This is a genomic window from Haloarcula sp. JP-Z28 (assembly GCF_011440255.1).
GTDB classification, from domain to species: Archaea; Halobacteriota; Halobacteria; order Halobacteriales; family Haloarculaceae; genus Haloarcula; species Haloarcula marismortui.
Map to the genome: position 1 here is coordinate 63,869 of NZ_JAAOHT010000010.1, position 13,514 is coordinate 77,382.

General features: G+C 63.0%; 14 protein-coding genes. 8 read left to right on the top strand and 6 right to left on the bottom strand.

Annotated features, from left to right (window positions below; translation table 11 throughout):
* Window positions 1-32 precede the first annotated feature (32 nt).
* Complete coding sequence (locus G9463_RS06565; RefSeq protein ID WP_165896290.1) at window positions 33-926, bottom strand: GNAT family N-acetyltransferase; 894 nt, start codon at window positions 924-926, stop codon at window positions 33-35.
* Window positions 927-1,019: 93 nt separating this feature from the next.
* On the bottom strand, window positions 1,020-2,267 hold the full coding sequence (gene gatD / locus G9463_RS06570) for a Glu-tRNA(Gln) amidotransferase subunit GatD (protein ID WP_007189038.1): 1,248 nt from the start codon (window positions 2,265-2,267) through the stop codon (window positions 1,020-1,022).
* A 195-nt stretch (window positions 2,268-2,462) separates the two neighbouring features.
* On the opposite strand from gatD, the gene G9463_RS06575 reads away from it, so the two are divergent.
* The 3 genes from G9463_RS06575 to G9463_RS06585 all read left to right on the top strand — a co-directional run bounded on the left by G9463_RS06575 (window position 2,463) and on the right by G9463_RS06585 (window position 5,560).
* Entirely contained in the window at window positions 2,463-3,062 is a 600-nt protein-coding gene (locus tag G9463_RS06575; protein ID WP_165896291.1) for a hypothetical protein, read from the top strand.
* Window positions 3,063-3,135: 73 nt separating this feature from the next.
* Window positions 3,136-3,645, top strand: coding sequence for a hypothetical protein (locus G9463_RS06580; RefSeq protein WP_004963758.1), 510 nt, complete (start codon window positions 3,136-3,138; stop codon window positions 3,643-3,645).
* A gap of 349 nt (window positions 3,646-3,994) precedes the next feature.
* Window positions 3,995-5,560 carry a Na+/H+ antiporter NhaC family protein gene (locus tag G9463_RS06585; RefSeq protein WP_004963755.1) on the top strand — a complete coding sequence of 522 codons (1,566 nt, stop codon included), beginning with the start codon at window positions 3,995-3,997 and terminating at the stop codon, window positions 5,558-5,560.
* A 33-nt stretch (window positions 5,561-5,593) separates the two neighbouring features.
* On the opposite strand, the gene G9463_RS06590 is transcribed toward G9463_RS06585, so the two are convergent.
* The 3 genes from G9463_RS06590 to G9463_RS06600 all read right to left on the bottom strand — a co-directional run bounded on the left by G9463_RS06590 (window position 5,594) and on the right by G9463_RS06600 (window position 8,371).
* Entirely contained in the window at window positions 5,594-6,241 is a 648-nt protein-coding gene (locus tag G9463_RS06590; RefSeq protein WP_004963752.1) for an ArsR family transcriptional regulator, read from the bottom strand.
* Between the two features lie 69 nt (window positions 6,242-6,310).
* Window positions 6,311-7,630, bottom strand: a complete 1,320-nt coding sequence (locus tag G9463_RS06595) for a hypothetical protein (RefSeq protein ID WP_165896292.1) — start codon at window positions 7,628-7,630, stop codon at window positions 6,311-6,313.
* 96 nt (window positions 7,631-7,726) lie between these two features.
* Window positions 7,727-8,371, bottom strand: coding sequence for a DUF1405 domain-containing protein (locus tag G9463_RS06600; RefSeq protein WP_004963745.1), 645 nt, complete (start codon window positions 8,369-8,371; stop codon window positions 7,727-7,729).
* A 149-nt stretch (window positions 8,372-8,520) separates the two neighbouring features.
* Here G9463_RS06600 and G9463_RS06605 point away from each other — a divergent pair, with 149 nt between their 5' ends.
* The 5 genes from G9463_RS06605 (at window position 8,521) to G9463_RS06625 (ending at window position 13,152) form a co-directional block, all read left to right on the top strand.
* Window positions 8,521-8,886, top strand: a complete 366-nt coding sequence (locus G9463_RS06605; RefSeq protein ID WP_004963742.1) for a DUF5802 family protein — start codon at window positions 8,521-8,523, stop codon at window positions 8,884-8,886.
* Window positions 8,887-9,401: 515 nt separating this feature from the next.
* Window positions 9,402-10,067, top strand: coding sequence for a helix-turn-helix domain-containing protein (locus G9463_RS06610; RefSeq protein WP_165896293.1), 666 nt, complete (start codon window positions 9,402-9,404; stop codon window positions 10,065-10,067).
* Window positions 10,068-10,138: 71 nt separating this feature from the next.
* Window positions 10,139-11,032, top strand: a complete 894-nt coding sequence (locus G9463_RS06615) for a Vms1/Ankzf1 family peptidyl-tRNA hydrolase (RefSeq protein ID WP_121303705.1) — start codon at window positions 10,139-10,141, stop codon at window positions 11,030-11,032.
* Window positions 11,033-11,107: 75 nt separating this feature from the next.
* Window positions 11,108-12,118 (top strand): DUF1611 domain-containing protein, encoded by a 1,011-nt coding sequence (locus G9463_RS06620; RefSeq protein ID WP_007189032.1) that lies wholly within the window; start codon window positions 11,108-11,110, stop codon window positions 12,116-12,118.
* Window positions 12,115-13,152: a dipeptide epimerase gene (locus G9463_RS06625; RefSeq protein WP_004963731.1), complete on the top strand. Its 1,038-nt coding sequence runs from the start codon at window positions 12,115-12,117 to the stop codon at window positions 13,150-13,152. The genes G9463_RS06620 and G9463_RS06625 overlap by 4 nt, the downstream gene beginning before the upstream one ends.
* Window positions 13,153-13,196: 44 nt before the next feature.
* On the opposite strand, the gene G9463_RS06630 is transcribed toward G9463_RS06625, so the two are convergent.
* A partial coding sequence (locus tag G9463_RS06630; protein ID WP_165896294.1) for a redoxin domain-containing protein occupies window positions 13,197-13,514 on the bottom strand: 318 nt, incomplete at its 5' end.

The following is a 13,514-nucleotide window of genomic DNA, read 5'->3' on the forward strand; positions in this document are numbered from 1 at the left end:
TATTTCTATGAGTGTTGTGACCGCGTTATCGGTTATGATAACGCTCCGAGGCCGTCTATCTCGAACACGAAGTCCGGGCGCTCATCGATGTTCCCGCTGGCGTACGCGGCCTGGGCGACGTGGCGCGGTGTCTCGGGAATGAGTACCCGCGTTCCGTCGACGCCAAGGGTCGCTGCGTCGGCGGCTACCGCAGTGAACAAGGCCCGTGCAGCGTCGACATCGCTCCACACTCCGACTGCGTACTCCGCAAGTTGCTCGCCGTCAGCGTCTGTCGTTCGGACCCGACAGGCCATCCCCTGTGGCCCGTCATCCCCGACAGTGAGGACAGTCTGGTCGGCCGCCAGCCGGTCGAGTGTTTCCCGCGTCAGCGTCGAGAGCGCCCAGCTCTCCCCACTGTCGAGCGCGAGTCCGGACAGTACGTCTCGGCCGTCGCTTTCCTGCCAGCAGCGCCACGCTGCCGCGGGGTCGTTCCGGACAGTCATTTCGGGCGTCTCGTCCGCCGGATCGGGGTGCGCCCAGCGGAACGACGTGACCGCTTCGAAGCCAGCAGCCAGCGACTGGCCGAGCCCAGCCTCGTTCCAGGAAAACACCATGCTTCGACCGACTGACGCGCCGGCATCGGCCGCCCATTCGATGAGGTCCTCGGTCAGCAGCGACCCGAACCCCTTCCCCCGGTGATCCGAGTCGACACGCATGCCCTGGAACCATGCCTCAGTCTCGGTGAGTATGACGGCTTGCGCGAGGCCGACGGCGTGGCCGTCAACGTCGACGACGAGGGTTTTCCGGTTGGGGCCATCATCATCGACCCAGTCACGGAACACGTCGGGGATGTAATCAGCCATCGCACGGTCGGCCCAGACATCGCTGGTCAGGTCCACAATATCGTCGTAGTCGTCGTGACGAGCCGTCCGAACAGTCGGCGACATACCGGGAGACTCGCCTGCGACAATAAAAAAGAGGCGCTCCGATGGCGGGGTCAGTGTTTGCACCGTGACCGAGCCACTGCGCCAGTTCCAGTGCTACAACCAGGGCGTCGAGCGCTGCTGAATCTCGCCAGCAAGGGGCTCCTGCATCGTATCGGCTACGTCGTCGCTGTTTGCCAGCGCCCACATGAGCTTGACCTTCGCTGTGCCGGGGAGCATATCCTCGCCCTCGATGACGCCGGCGTCGAGCAGGTCCCGACCGGTGTCGTAGACGCGGTCACAGACCCGGCCTTCGAGGCACTGGCTGGTCATGACCATCGGGATGTCCAGTTCCTCGATGGTCCCGATCCAGTCGGTGTTGACGTGACCGAGCCCCGTCCCTTCGATGACAATGCCCTCGCTGCCTTCGGCGGCGGCTTCAAGCAGTGACGGGTCCATCCCCGGCGAGAACTTCAGGAGTTCCACGTCCGTCTCGATGTTGTCATGCAGTGCTAGGTCGACGGCGTCCCGTTCGGTGTACTCGCGGTGGAACGTGACAGTGCTCTCGCCGTCGATGTCGTAGTCGACCTCGCCGAGTGGCTTCGCGCCGACCGTCTCGAAGGCGTCCCGGCGCGAGGTGTGGTTCTTCCGGACGCGAGTGCCCCGGTGGAGCGCACAGCGGTCGTCGGACTCACCGGCGTGCATACAGACCAGTACTTCCGCACAGTCGCTCGTCGCAGCCTCGACGGCGGAGACGGCGTTCATCACGTTATCAGAGGACGGCCGGTCCGCCGACCGCTGGCTGCCCGTGAACACGATCGGAACCGGCGTGTCGAGCATGAACGACAGCGCCGACGCGGAGTACTGCATCGTGTCGGTGCCGTGCATGACGACGATTCCGTCCGCCCCGTTCTCGATTTCCTCGTGGACTGCCTGCGCGAGGTCCTGCCAGACTGCCGGGGTCATGTTCTCCGAGAGGATATTTGCGACGACGCGGCCGCGGTAGTTCGCCATCCCGGCCAGGTCTGGGACCGCCCGCAGCACGTCCTCGGCGTCGAACTGGGCTGTCACTGCCCCGGTCCGGTAATCGACTGTCGAGGCGATGGTTCCACCAGTGGAAATAAGAGAGACCGTCGGGAGGTCATCGTCAAATTCGATTGCCGACTGGCTCTGTTCGTCCTGTGCGCTCTCGACATCGTACACATCCGACTCCAGCACGTCGATAGACGCATCTTCGCGGTCGATGCCAACGTTGTACCCGCCGTCGAGTTTGACGACGAGGTGGTCGGGCGTACTCGATGGGAGCAACACGCCCTCGTATGTCTGGGCCGCGCGTTCGACGCGGACCCGGTCGCCTGCGTTCATGGGCGGCACTTTCCGCCGGTGGGACTTGAACCCACTCGTTTCGGCGAGCGCGCTCGACCATATGCTGGACCTGCCGACTGGGCGGCGGCTTCGGTGTCCACCGCGGTTGCACTCCGAGGCATCGCCATTTGTTACGCTGGCTTTCAAGCGGTACCGGACCACAATGTTATCTCACTCGACATTCTTCTAACAGGTATGGAAGACAACAAGAACGGCCGCGAAGCCCAGGCCCAGAATGAGGAGCGTCGCCAGCGGGAGCGTGCTATCGCCGAGGAACTCAAGCGCGCGGACGAACCTGAGCCGCCGGTTGACCCGACGGAACTCGCGTACTTCGAGACAGAACTCGAAACGCTCGAATTCCCGGCGACTGCGGCTGAAGTGGTCGCTACGGTCGGCGACCACGAGATCGAGTCGGCCGACGAGACGTACACTGTCGCGGACCTCCTGCCCGATACAGAGGTCGAGTCTTTCGACTCGCCAGCCGAGGTCCGGGCCAGAGTCCAGCGACCGACGGTAGCCGAGGCGATGAAACGCGTCGTGGCGGCCGCCGCCGAACACCAGAGCGCGTCGTTCGGGGCCTCACAGCGTGATGGCTACGAGCGGACGCTCCGGGAGCTACAGGCTATCGACGCGGATGACGACGACGAGGGCATTCGGGCCATCGCCGACTGGATTATTGAGCACATTCACGAGAACGAGAAGCTTCCCGGGTCCCGCGACGTTCGCCGGGAAGCGGCGGAGTTCTGCCGGTCGAACGGCTACTCGGTTCGCAACGACGAGTGGCTCGGCATCTGAGCGCCACACCATCGTATCCCTGACTGCCGGCAGACCCCACAAGGACCATACTACTCGCGGTCCCACACTCTGTATGGCCGAACGAACCGAGGAGCGGACCCGCGACGCGGACGCGAAATCGGGCAGTGACCTCGGCGTTGATGTCGGCACGACCGAGTCGGTCGAGACGGACGTTGCTGTCGGGGAATCGCGCGGCGCGGAGTCGTCTGTCACCGAAACATCCACGACAGACAGCGGCAGCTACTTTTCACTGCGGGCGCTGCTGTTCGCCTTCGGCGCGGTCGGCGGCGGCATGGTGCTCGGCGGGCTGATACCGCTCGTCCCGTTCACTGAACTGGTCGGCATCCTGCTTGGCGGATTCGTCTACGGACTGCTCGCCAGCGAGCGCCGATACGCCGAACTGGGGCTGGCGGGTGGTGTCAGTGGCGGTGCGACGGCTGTTCTGTCTCTCCTCCCCCAGCTCGCCGCAGGATTGAGCGGGACCAGACTGTTCGCTATCGCCGGCGGTGTCGGTCTCGTGCTCGCGCTTGTCGGGCACTACTTCGGCCGAGACCTTCGCAGCGGACTCACCAAAGACCTGTAGCTCTCTCGACGGCAGATTCGGGTCAGTGCCGCAACCGCCTTTCTGGCTTACTGCACTGTATTCGATGGTCCTCCCGTCCGATGCCGGATATCGGTCGCCCGGCCAAACGATGTCGATGTTTTCGCGGTAGCCTGCCTACAAAAGTGCCCGATAGCAGTATCGCCGTGAACGGACTTCCTGTCACGTAATATCGACTGTACTGGTCTTGCCATATGGTTGTAAAATAAACCTATGTCTCCAGAATATCGGCCTATATCTGACCATCTGATTCACTTTCCGGCGTTTCTATCACAGTGTCTTGAGTTGATAACGCTTATAACCCTCGTATGTAAATCCCGGAATAGAACGCATGGCACCAGAAACGTACGGGCTTATCAGCCTGTTTCCGGCGATGCTCGCCATTGTACTGACGTTGTTCACTCGCCAAGTACTGCTCTCGCTGTTTGCAGGTATCTGGATCGGTGCGACGGTTCTCGTCGGCTGGAACCCGGCCGCCGGAGCCGCTCGAAGCCTCCAGTTTGTCGTGGATAACGTGACTGAGCCGTTTAATGTCAAACTGCTCTTGTTCACGTTCCTTATCGGGGCAATGCTGGGGATGATCTTCCTCTCCGGCGGGATGAATGCGCTGGCGTCACAGATGGTCAAGCGCATTCGAACCCGTCGGCAGGCGGCGCTTGGCACGTCGCTACTGGGGATGACGATCTTCGTCGACTCGTACGCCTCGACAATGATTACCGGGTCGGTCATGCGGCCGATCACCGATAAGTTCGACATCAGTCGCGAGAAGTTGGCGTACATCCTTGACTCAACCACTGCCCCGACCGCATCGATATCAGTTGTCTCGACGTGGCTCGGATTCGAGGTCGGCCTCATCGCCGAGCAACTGACCACAATTGGGGTGGACCGAAGCGCGTTCCTGCTGTTCCTCGAATCGATTCCCTATCGATTCTACAGCCTGCTCGCACTTGCAATGGTATTCATTGTTGTCATCGCCGACCTCGACTTCGGCCCGATGGCGGAGGCCGAACGCAGAGCCAGAGAAGAGGGGAAGGTCCTCGGCGACAACGCCGACCCGCTGATGGAAACACAGGAAGACGATATCGTGACGCCCGACCACGTTGAGCCGCGGTGGTGGTACTTCGCCGCGCCAATCATCGCACTTGTGGGGGTAACCGGGTTCTCGCTGTACTACTCCGGCGGTGGATTCGCTGGCCGGGGCCTTACCGATGCGCTGTCGAACGCGGCCACTGCGGATGCCATCGTCTGGGCCTCGTTCTCGGCCTGTCTGGTCATTTTGACCATTCTCGTCGGGCACGCACGAATCGCAGTTGACGAAGTGAGCGACGCTATCTTCGAGGGGTTCAAGATGGTGATGTTCCCCGTCGCGGTGCTCTCGCTCGCGTGGTCTATCGGTGCCGTGAGCCAGGCACTCGGTGTCGGTCCATACGTCATCGCCATCAGCGAGGGAATTATCACGGCTGGGATGTTGCCCGCCGTCATTTTCGTCAGCGCGGTGATTATCAGCTTCAGCATCGGCACGTCCTGGGGGACGATGGGTATCCTGTTCCCGGTCGCAATCCCGCTCGGACACGCGCTCGGTGCGCCGCTGGCACCGGCTATCGCGGCGATTCTGACCGGCGCGCTGTTCGGTGACCACTGTTCGCCGATATCGGACACCACGGTGATGTCGAGTATGTTCGCCGCGAGCGACCACGTCGACCATGTGAACACCCAGATTCCCTACGCGGTGCTGGCCGGCATCGTCGCAACGGGACTGTTCCTGATGGCCGGCTACGGCGTCCCGGCGTACATCGCGCTTCCGATCGGACTGGCCGCTGTCGGGTCCGTGACGTACCTGCTCTCAGAACAGTTGTCCGTCGAGGTCCCGAGTTCGTACGGGTCGAAAGCGGACTGAGACGGTCCGCTTTCTGAAGTGCTGTCGTCTCGTCTAAACGATTTCCCAGCCGTCGTCGGTCCGCTCGACCACGTTATCGTCCGCGAGCCGAGTGAGTGCTTCCTCGACGATCTCTGGCGGCGCTTCGATCTCTCTGGCCAGCGCCGGCACCGTGTCGATACCGTTTGCGAGCCCGCTGACCAGTTCTGCGTACAGTCGTCCGTCGCCGTTCTCGAAGCCGGAGTCGATGCGGTCCCGCACGTCCGTCAGACGGGCCTGCACCCACCGCTGGGCCAGCGACAGTTCGTTCTCTAGCTGCTGGAGATGCTCCAGTTCGCGTGCCAGGTCGTGAAAATTCCCGCCAGCTTCCTCGCCTACATCTATCGAGAGGTGACGGCAGGAGGGCATCTCGAACTCGGGATTTGCCGGATAGGCGCTCTTGGTGCCGAACTCATAGGGAGAGACACGGACCTCCAGACGGAGGTTCCGGGCGATAGAGAAGTACTTCCGGCGCTGGTCGTCTGTCCGGGAGTCGATGAGCCCGGCGTCTTCGAGCTTCTGGAGGTGGTCGATGACGGCTTTCGGGCTAACGCCGATGTATTCGCTGATTTCGGTGACGTAGCAGGGTTTGTGTGCGAGTAGTTTGAGAATCCGCCGGCGGTTGGCGTTTCCAAGGAGATTGAGTAACTCGGCGGAGTCCATCGACACGTAGGTAGCGGGTCACGGTTCAAAAGGGTGACTCTCGTCGGGCGGTTTGCTAGCGTCACCTGCCTACGATAGCTGGGCTATCCACGACGCGCCCTGTGAGCCGCTGTTGCCGCTCCCCTGACCGCTTCCGCCATTACCGCTCTGTCCGCCGTCGTTCCCCTGCCCACCATCATTTCCGCCGCCATTTGCGTTGTCGTTGCCACCGTCAGAAGCGCTGTCAGAATCATCAGCACCACCACTGCCGGCGGAATCGTCACTGTCAGAACTGTCGTCAGAGTCGCCGGCATTCTCGTTCCCAGAACTATCGTCAGAGTCGCCGGCATTCTCGTTCCCAGAACTATCGTCAGAGTCGCCGGCATTCTCGTTCCCAGAACTATCGTCAGAGTCGCCGGTATTCTCGCTCCCAGAACTGTCGTCAGAATCCGCCGTGTTGGCTGAATTATCGTCCCCGTCACTGTCAGAAGCCCCATCAGAACCAGTGCTGCCTCCCGCGGTATCGTCGCCGCTGTCGTTCTCATCACCACTCCCATCGCTGTTGCCCCTGTCGTTACCCTGCTCAGCTCCGTTTCCCCCACTCTGAGCTGTGTCGTCGGACTCGTCGGTTTCGTTTTCGCCGTCGTCAGGCCCGTCGTCCGGTGGACCTCGGTCACTCTCGTTCCCTTGCTGTCCGGGGGCATCTGCAGGCGGTCCCTGTTCGCTTTCGTTGACACCCTCCTCAGACACGTTGGCTGGTGGGCCCCGGTCGCTCTGGTTGCTCCCAACGTCGTCCGGTGGTCCTTGGTCAGTTCGGTTGACACCGGCGACGTCCGGTGGCCCCTGATCATCCGGGCCGGCGGTCTCTGGCGGTCCGGCGATGCCGCGAGCAATCGATGCGACCTGCTGACCGGAGAGCTTGCTGGCGTTCTGTTTCAGGCGCTCCAGTGCGGTGTCGTTCACACCGGTCTGTTCGGCGGCCGTGTCAGTGTCGTTGATGGCGGTCTGCAGGCCCGCGATTTCTGTCGTGAGCCGGCTTCGCTGCGCCACGTAGGCTTGCTCACTGATATTTCCGTTTTCGTATCGCTGTTCGAGCGTGGCGTTGCGCTCCTGCAGTCGTTCGAGTCGGCGCTCAAGTGAGCCGGTTCGGTCCGTGACCAGTTCGGCTCGTTCGGTTCCGTTGGACTGGTTGTATGCCGACCGCCACATCCCGTTTTCCACTGTGTCGTTCGCGGCGGCGGAGTTCGACTGCAAGAACGCAGTGAGTTGCGCTCCCATCCCGCTGGCAGAGTTGTTCTGCGTGGCCACTGTCTCCGTCGCGGTCTCCTGTGCTGTCACGGCCGGGAGGCCGACAGCGACAGTCCCGACGATGACCAGCACGGTGAGGAGCGTGGCCTGGCGTGGGCTCATTCCTATCCCTGCCTCTGTCCTCCCTCATCAAAAAGAAACGCCTTCGTTCGCGTCGTTCATCGACGCTTGAAACCGCCTCAGATAGTCCAAGAGTGTTTAAGCTGTCTTTTTACTCGGCACTTGCATCGGCAGCAGCCGCCAGGCGATTCCCACCGATAGCACCGAGAGTGCGACGGTCGCGAGCGGCAACACCACCCCTGGGTCGTATCGCAACGGCGGATGGTAGCCGAAGCCGTAATCGAGGACGTCGTTAGCGAGTGCCAGCACCAGCGCAGTCACGAGCGCGCCCTTCGTCGTTCGGGCGTAGTGTGGGACTAACAGTCCCTCGGCGACGAAGCCGAGGTGGGTAATGATGATGCCGAAATACGCCCACGGAGCCGGGAAGTAGGCGTCGAAGCCGATGTTTAACGCCACGACAGTCCACAGCCCCATCTTGACCAGCCAGACCAGCGCAATCGTGTGGAGGTACGCGAGCGGCACCGTCAGCGGAACCTCGTCGAGCGACTTGCCGAGGAATGGCAGGAGGGTCGCTACCGACAGCGTCATCAGGAACAACGCGGCCGGCGAATCGGCGTACAGCGGCCAGAGAAACGTCGACACTTCGGGCATTGTTTCGACGTAGAACCGGACGCCAACGAGCATCGCGACAGCGTTGACGACCAGCAGCCACACGAGACTCGGCGTCTGTTCCAGATAGTACCGCGCGTACCGACGTGGCAACGGCCCCCGCTGCTCGCTCATAGGTCGACTCGGGGCCGGCCGTGGCAAAGCCCTGTCGGACGGGAGTCGGCATCGGGTCACCGGCCCCCCGAATCCGCGCTGTTTGCACGACGGCAAAAGGTTGCCGGCGAACACTTATGTGTGTGAGTGTCACACATACACTTGCACCGATGTTCGAACAGTTTTCGCGGGGATACTACCTCGGCCGCCTCTACGTCGAACCGAGAGACGACGCGGCGGCCGCGATGTGTCGCGAGCAGCACGAACGAGTGAACGAACAGTTGTACGCCTCCGGAGACGGGGTTGAGCGCACAGACTATCCGCTGGTAATGAAACTCGGTTCCCAGCATTTCGCCGTCCACGGGGACGAACAGGTCCCGGCGGACACACTCGTCGTTCCCGAACCGATGCTCGAAGACGCCAACGTCCGGAACCCGCCCAGCCTCGAAGAAGTGTTTCTGGCGAAAGCGGACCACGCCGCACAACTGCTCTCTATCTCCGAGGGGACGCCGACACTGCCCGACACCGCTGTCTGAGGGGGCACAACTCCGTTTTACTGTCTTTTCTCCGTCCACCGAGTGGGGGAAATGCTTGAAACGCGTGATAAGTAGGTTATACCCTTAAGCTACAGACCAATGCGGTTCAGGGGCTTCTAGTTCCCTGTATGTCACAGCGAAGTCACACCGACAACTGGGACAGCGCTACAGAATCCAAATTCTACCTCCCCGCCGGGGTTACCCCGTCGTCCGAAGCCAGTTGGTCCGAGCGGCTCTGGGCCATGCTATTCAATCATCGCGTCTGAGCCGGCGACATCACTGCACGGGAACCCCTTGCCCAGCGGGCGGGTCCCTCTCTCAAGCCGACCTGCACAGACGGGAAATAAAATCCGCATTGCCTCCGTACTCAGAACTCACGACCAACCGACTCAGTTAAGCCACCGCACGACCACCTTCACCCAGTAACGAGAATTTGAGACAAAGCCGCCACAGACATCTCGAACGAACACTGTAATTGCACGTTTTGCCACACTCACACCACTACCCTACAACTAATGACCGATATCAAGGCGGTCGTCCGGGTCGAGCACCCTGACATCGTGCTTACAGAGACCGTGACCCACGCCCCAGATTCGAACGTCAGGTCCGTGTCAGAGGCGGGTACGGACCCGACGTCGGGCAGGTTCTTTTACAATATCGAATCGCCTGATTTCCAGCAGTTCGAGGCCGGGTTACAGAACGACAGCACTATCGGCGAATTCGAGCGCGTCATCGAAACCAGAGACAACGAGGCCATCTACAGCTTTGAGTACACTGACGAGGCGAAGATTCTCTCTCCCGTAATCTCATCCGCGAATGGGGTTATCCTCGACATGGAAAACGACGGGAGCGCATGGATACTGACGATATGGATGCCAGAGCGAACGGCTCTCGCTCATCTCTGGGACTATGCTCAAGAGAACGACATCGACATCGACCTGCTGCGCGTGAACGAATACGCCAGTCTGGGCAACACGGATGCGGGGTTGACTGATAGCCAGCGGGAAGCGCTTCTCGTCGCACTCGAGACGGGGTATTTCGAAGAACCACGGAACGCGACCCTCAGCGACGTTGCCGCCGACCTAGACATCTCTCAGCCTGCGGCCAGCGGTCTCCTTCGACGCGGCATCAAGCGGCTCATCATCTCCTCGCTGAGAGATGACGACGGACCGCCGAACTGAGCGGGAGTGTTCCGATGCAGCGACGGTTCGGGAAGTCACTTTTAAGCCCGTCCCCGTCTGCCATCCAGTCGATGCTTGACCGGTTGCTGGGACGGGCGTCGCTGAAGGAGCGAGTAGCCGAACTTGAGGAGGCAAACCACCACCTCGAACGACAGCTCGACGCCGAGAAGGAGCGCCGCGCCGACGCAGCGACCGAGCGCCAGCGGGCCGAGGCCGAGGTCAATCGGCTGGAGGACCGCGTCGCCGAACTTCAGGACCGAGTCGAACGCCTGCAAGACGAGGAGGGAGAATCGACGTTCCGAGCCGAGGAAACGCTCAGTCGGGCGCGACTGAGTGAGGTCCTCGACCGGCTGGAATCCGTCGAGACAGAACCAGAGGGGGTCTTTACCGCCTACGTCGATGCGGAGCGCTCCCTGCCGGGTCCAGTCCGGGACGCCTTCGGTGACCGCGCATCGCTGGTCGCCAGCGCCGCACCGTGTCTCGCAGTCACCGACGACGCCGGCCTCCTGTCGGCGTGTCTGTCCGTCCCCGCGCCGCCGTCGCCGTTCACCGGGTGGGCCGACACGGTCCAGCTGGAGCGGTCGTGGTTCGAACCGACCGGCGAGCACGTCGTCGCGCTGGTTCGCTCGGACCTGTTCGCCATGGGCGAGTACGACGGCCGGGAGCAAACTGCGTTCCACGGGTTCGACTCGGAGCTAAAGAGCCAGCACTCCAAGGGCGGCTTCTCACAGAGCCGGTTCGAGCGGCTCCGGGACCAGCAGATCGACTCTCATCTTGACCGCTGCCGGGCCGCTATCGAGGAGGTGTCCCCCGACCGGCTGTACGTCGTCGGCGAGGGGTCGGTTATCCACGAGTTCGAGGACCTCTCGACGGCGATGAAACCAGTCGACGCGACTGGGGAGCCCGACGCAGCACTTGACGATGCCGTCCGGTCACTGTGGACCGTTCGGTTGCGCGTGCCGTAGTTTGGGCCCTGTTCATTCCGGCACCCTCGGTGCCGGTTCCGTAGCTTTTTCGCGGGGCGGTGATTCTGTCCGGCCATGGCCGTAGCCATCTTAACACACGACGCCTTCCCCGACCGAGCCAAAACAGCCGTCGGGCTGTTGCGGTACGGTGACCGAACGGTACGCGCGCTTATCGACCGCGAGCGGGCCGGCCAGCGCGTCCACGACTCGCTGCCGGACGTACAGGACGCGCCAGTCGTCGCATCGATGGCCGACGCACCCGAGGTGGACGCGCTCGTCATCGGCATCTCGCCTATCGGCGGCGAGTTCGACGAGTCCTGGCGTGAGGATGTCCGCACGGCGCTCGAACGCGGCTGTGACGTGTATTCTGGACTGCACGACTTCTTGGCTGACGACGATGAGTTCGCCCGCCTTGCCGCGGAACACGGCGCCGAACTGCACGACCTGCGCAAGCCGCCCGAAGACCTGACCGTGGCAGCGGGGACCGCCGGCGACGTGGACGCGACAGTCGTCACGACCGTCGGGACCGACTGCTCGACGGGGAAGATGACTGCCTCGTTCGAGATTCGCGACGCGGCGCGGGAACGTGGCCTTGACGCCGCTGTCGTCCCGACCGGCCAGACCGGCATCGCTATCTCCGACCGGGGTATCGTCATCGACCGCGTCATTGCCGACTACGCTGCCGGCGCGGTGGAACGGTTGGTCGAAGAAGCGCAGGCGGCAGACCTCCTCGTCGTCGAAGGACAGGGCGCGCTGGCCCATCCGGCCTACTCGGGTGTGACGACGAGTATCCTCCACGGGTCGGTCCCGGATGCGCTCGTCATGTGTCACGAGGCTGGCCGGGAGGCCATCCACGGCTACGAGTCGTTCGATATTCCGCCCCTCCCCGAGTACGTCGATATCTACGAGCGTCTGGCCGCCCCAATCTCTGATGCGTCCGTCGTCGCGGGCATGTTGAACACGCGCCACCTCGACGACGATGCGGCCGCGGATGCCGTTGCGGGGTACAGCGCCGCTCTGGATGCACCGGCGACTGACCCGGTCCGCCACGGCGTCCCCGACGAGGTACTGGACGCCATCCTATGAACTGGACCGTCGACCGCCACGACCTGCCGCTGTCGAACCCATTCGGCATCTCGCGGGAGACCAGTGAGACCAGCGAGACCGCCACAGTCGAACTCACCCACGAGGGAACCACCGGCATTGGAGCCGTCACGCCGTCGGCCTACTACGACGAGAGCGCCCAGTCGGTGGCTCAAACGCTGCCGTTGCTCTGTGAGACCGTCGACGGCATCGGTGACCCACACGCCCAGCAACGCATTGAGCGGGACCTCGCCGAGCAAGCGCCGGACCAGCCAGCCGCTCGGATGGCACTCTCTATCGCCGTCCACGACCTCGCCGCTCGGCAGTTAGACCTGCCGCTGTACCGCCAGTGGGGGCTCGACCCCGACGCGGTTCCGCCGACCACCTACACGGTCGGCATCGACTCGCCCGAGCGGATGGCCGAGAAAGCAAGGGAGGCGGCCGACAGCGGCTTCGGCCATCTGAAGGTCAAACTTGGGACTGGGGACGACCGGGCGCGGCTGGACGCGGTCCGGGACGCGGCCCCCGATGCCGAACTACGTGTCGACGCCAACGCCGCCTGGACTGCACAGGAGGCTATCGACAATGCGGACTGGCTTGCCGACGCTGGCGTCACGATGCTGGAACAGCCGGTCGAGGCCCACGATATCGACGGCCTCCGCCGCGTGACCGACGCGACCGAAATCCCCGTCGCCGCCGACGAGTCCTGCGTGACTGCGTCGGACGTGCCGCGGGTCGCTGACGCCTGTGATATTGTCAACGCCAAACTCGTCAAATGCGGCGGCCTCCGGCCCGCAACCCGACTGCTCAACGCCGCCGACGCCCACGGCCTCGACCTGATGCTCGGGTGTATGGTCGAGTCCAACGCCAGTATCGCCGCGGCGGTCCACCTCGCACCGCTTGTCGACTACGTCGACCTCGATGGTGCGCTCTTGCTGGCGTCAGACCCCTACGACGGCGTGTCGCTCGACGGCGACGTGTTCGACCTCACTGCAGTATCGGCCGGCACCGGGGTCCGGCGGATGCGAGATGCGTAGCTGCGAAGTCACACAATAAAAAATCAGGTTCGGCCGACGACCGCTTACGCCGACTCGGCGGCGTCCAGCAGTTCGTCGTAGTCCGGCTCGTTGGTCGGGTCATCGGCGACCCAGCTGTAGGCGACTTCGCCGTCGTCGTCGACGACGAACACGGCGCGGTTTGCGACGCCGAGCAGCCCGAGGTCTTCGATGTCAATTTCGAGACCGTAGTCCTGAATCGCCGACCGGCCCATGTCGCTGAGCAGGTCGAACTCCAGCCCGTGCTCATCACGGAAGGAGTTCAGCGAGAACGCCGAGTCGGCGCTGAGGCCGAGGACCGTCGCGCCGGCGTCGTGGAAGTCACCGAGGTGCTCCTGCAGGGC

Excerpts from the sequence above, each read along its gene's own strand:
- G9463_RS06565 (WP_165896290.1), bottom strand. The coding sequence starts at position 926 with ATGTCGCCGACTGTTCGGACGGCTCGTCACGACGACTACGACGATATT.
- gatD (WP_007189038.1), bottom strand. The coding sequence starts at position 2,267 with ATGAACGCAGGCGACCGGGTCCGCGTCGAACGCGCGGCCCAGACATAC.
- G9463_RS06575 (WP_165896291.1), top strand. The coding sequence starts at position 2,463 with ATGGAAGACAACAAGAACGGCCGCGAAGCCCAGGCCCAGAATGAGGAG.
- G9463_RS06580 (WP_004963758.1), top strand. The coding sequence starts at position 3,136 with ATGGCCGAACGAACCGAGGAGCGGACCCGCGACGCGGACGCGAAATCG.
- G9463_RS06585 (WP_004963755.1), top strand. The coding sequence starts at position 3,995 with ATGGCACCAGAAACGTACGGGCTTATCAGCCTGTTTCCGGCGATGCTC.
- G9463_RS06590 (WP_004963752.1), bottom strand. The coding sequence starts at position 6,241 with ATGGACTCCGCCGAGTTACTCAATCTCCTTGGAAACGCCAACCGCCGG.
- G9463_RS06595 (WP_165896292.1), bottom strand. The coding sequence starts at position 7,630 with ATGAGCCCACGCCAGGCCACGCTCCTCACCGTGCTGGTCATCGTCGGG.
- G9463_RS06600 (WP_004963745.1), bottom strand. The coding sequence starts at position 8,371 with ATGAGCGAGCAGCGGGGGCCGTTGCCACGTCGGTACGCGCGGTACTAT.
- G9463_RS06605 (WP_004963742.1), top strand. The coding sequence starts at position 8,521 with ATGTTCGAACAGTTTTCGCGGGGATACTACCTCGGCCGCCTCTACGTC.
- G9463_RS06610 (WP_165896293.1), top strand. The coding sequence starts at position 9,402 with ATGACCGATATCAAGGCGGTCGTCCGGGTCGAGCACCCTGACATCGTG.
- G9463_RS06615 (WP_121303705.1), top strand. The coding sequence starts at position 10,139 with ATGCTTGACCGGTTGCTGGGACGGGCGTCGCTGAAGGAGCGAGTAGCC.
- G9463_RS06620 (WP_007189032.1), top strand. The coding sequence starts at position 11,108 with ATGGCCGTAGCCATCTTAACACACGACGCCTTCCCCGACCGAGCCAAA.
- G9463_RS06625 (WP_004963731.1), top strand. The coding sequence starts at position 12,115 with ATGAACTGGACCGTCGACCGCCACGACCTGCCGCTGTCGAACCCATTC.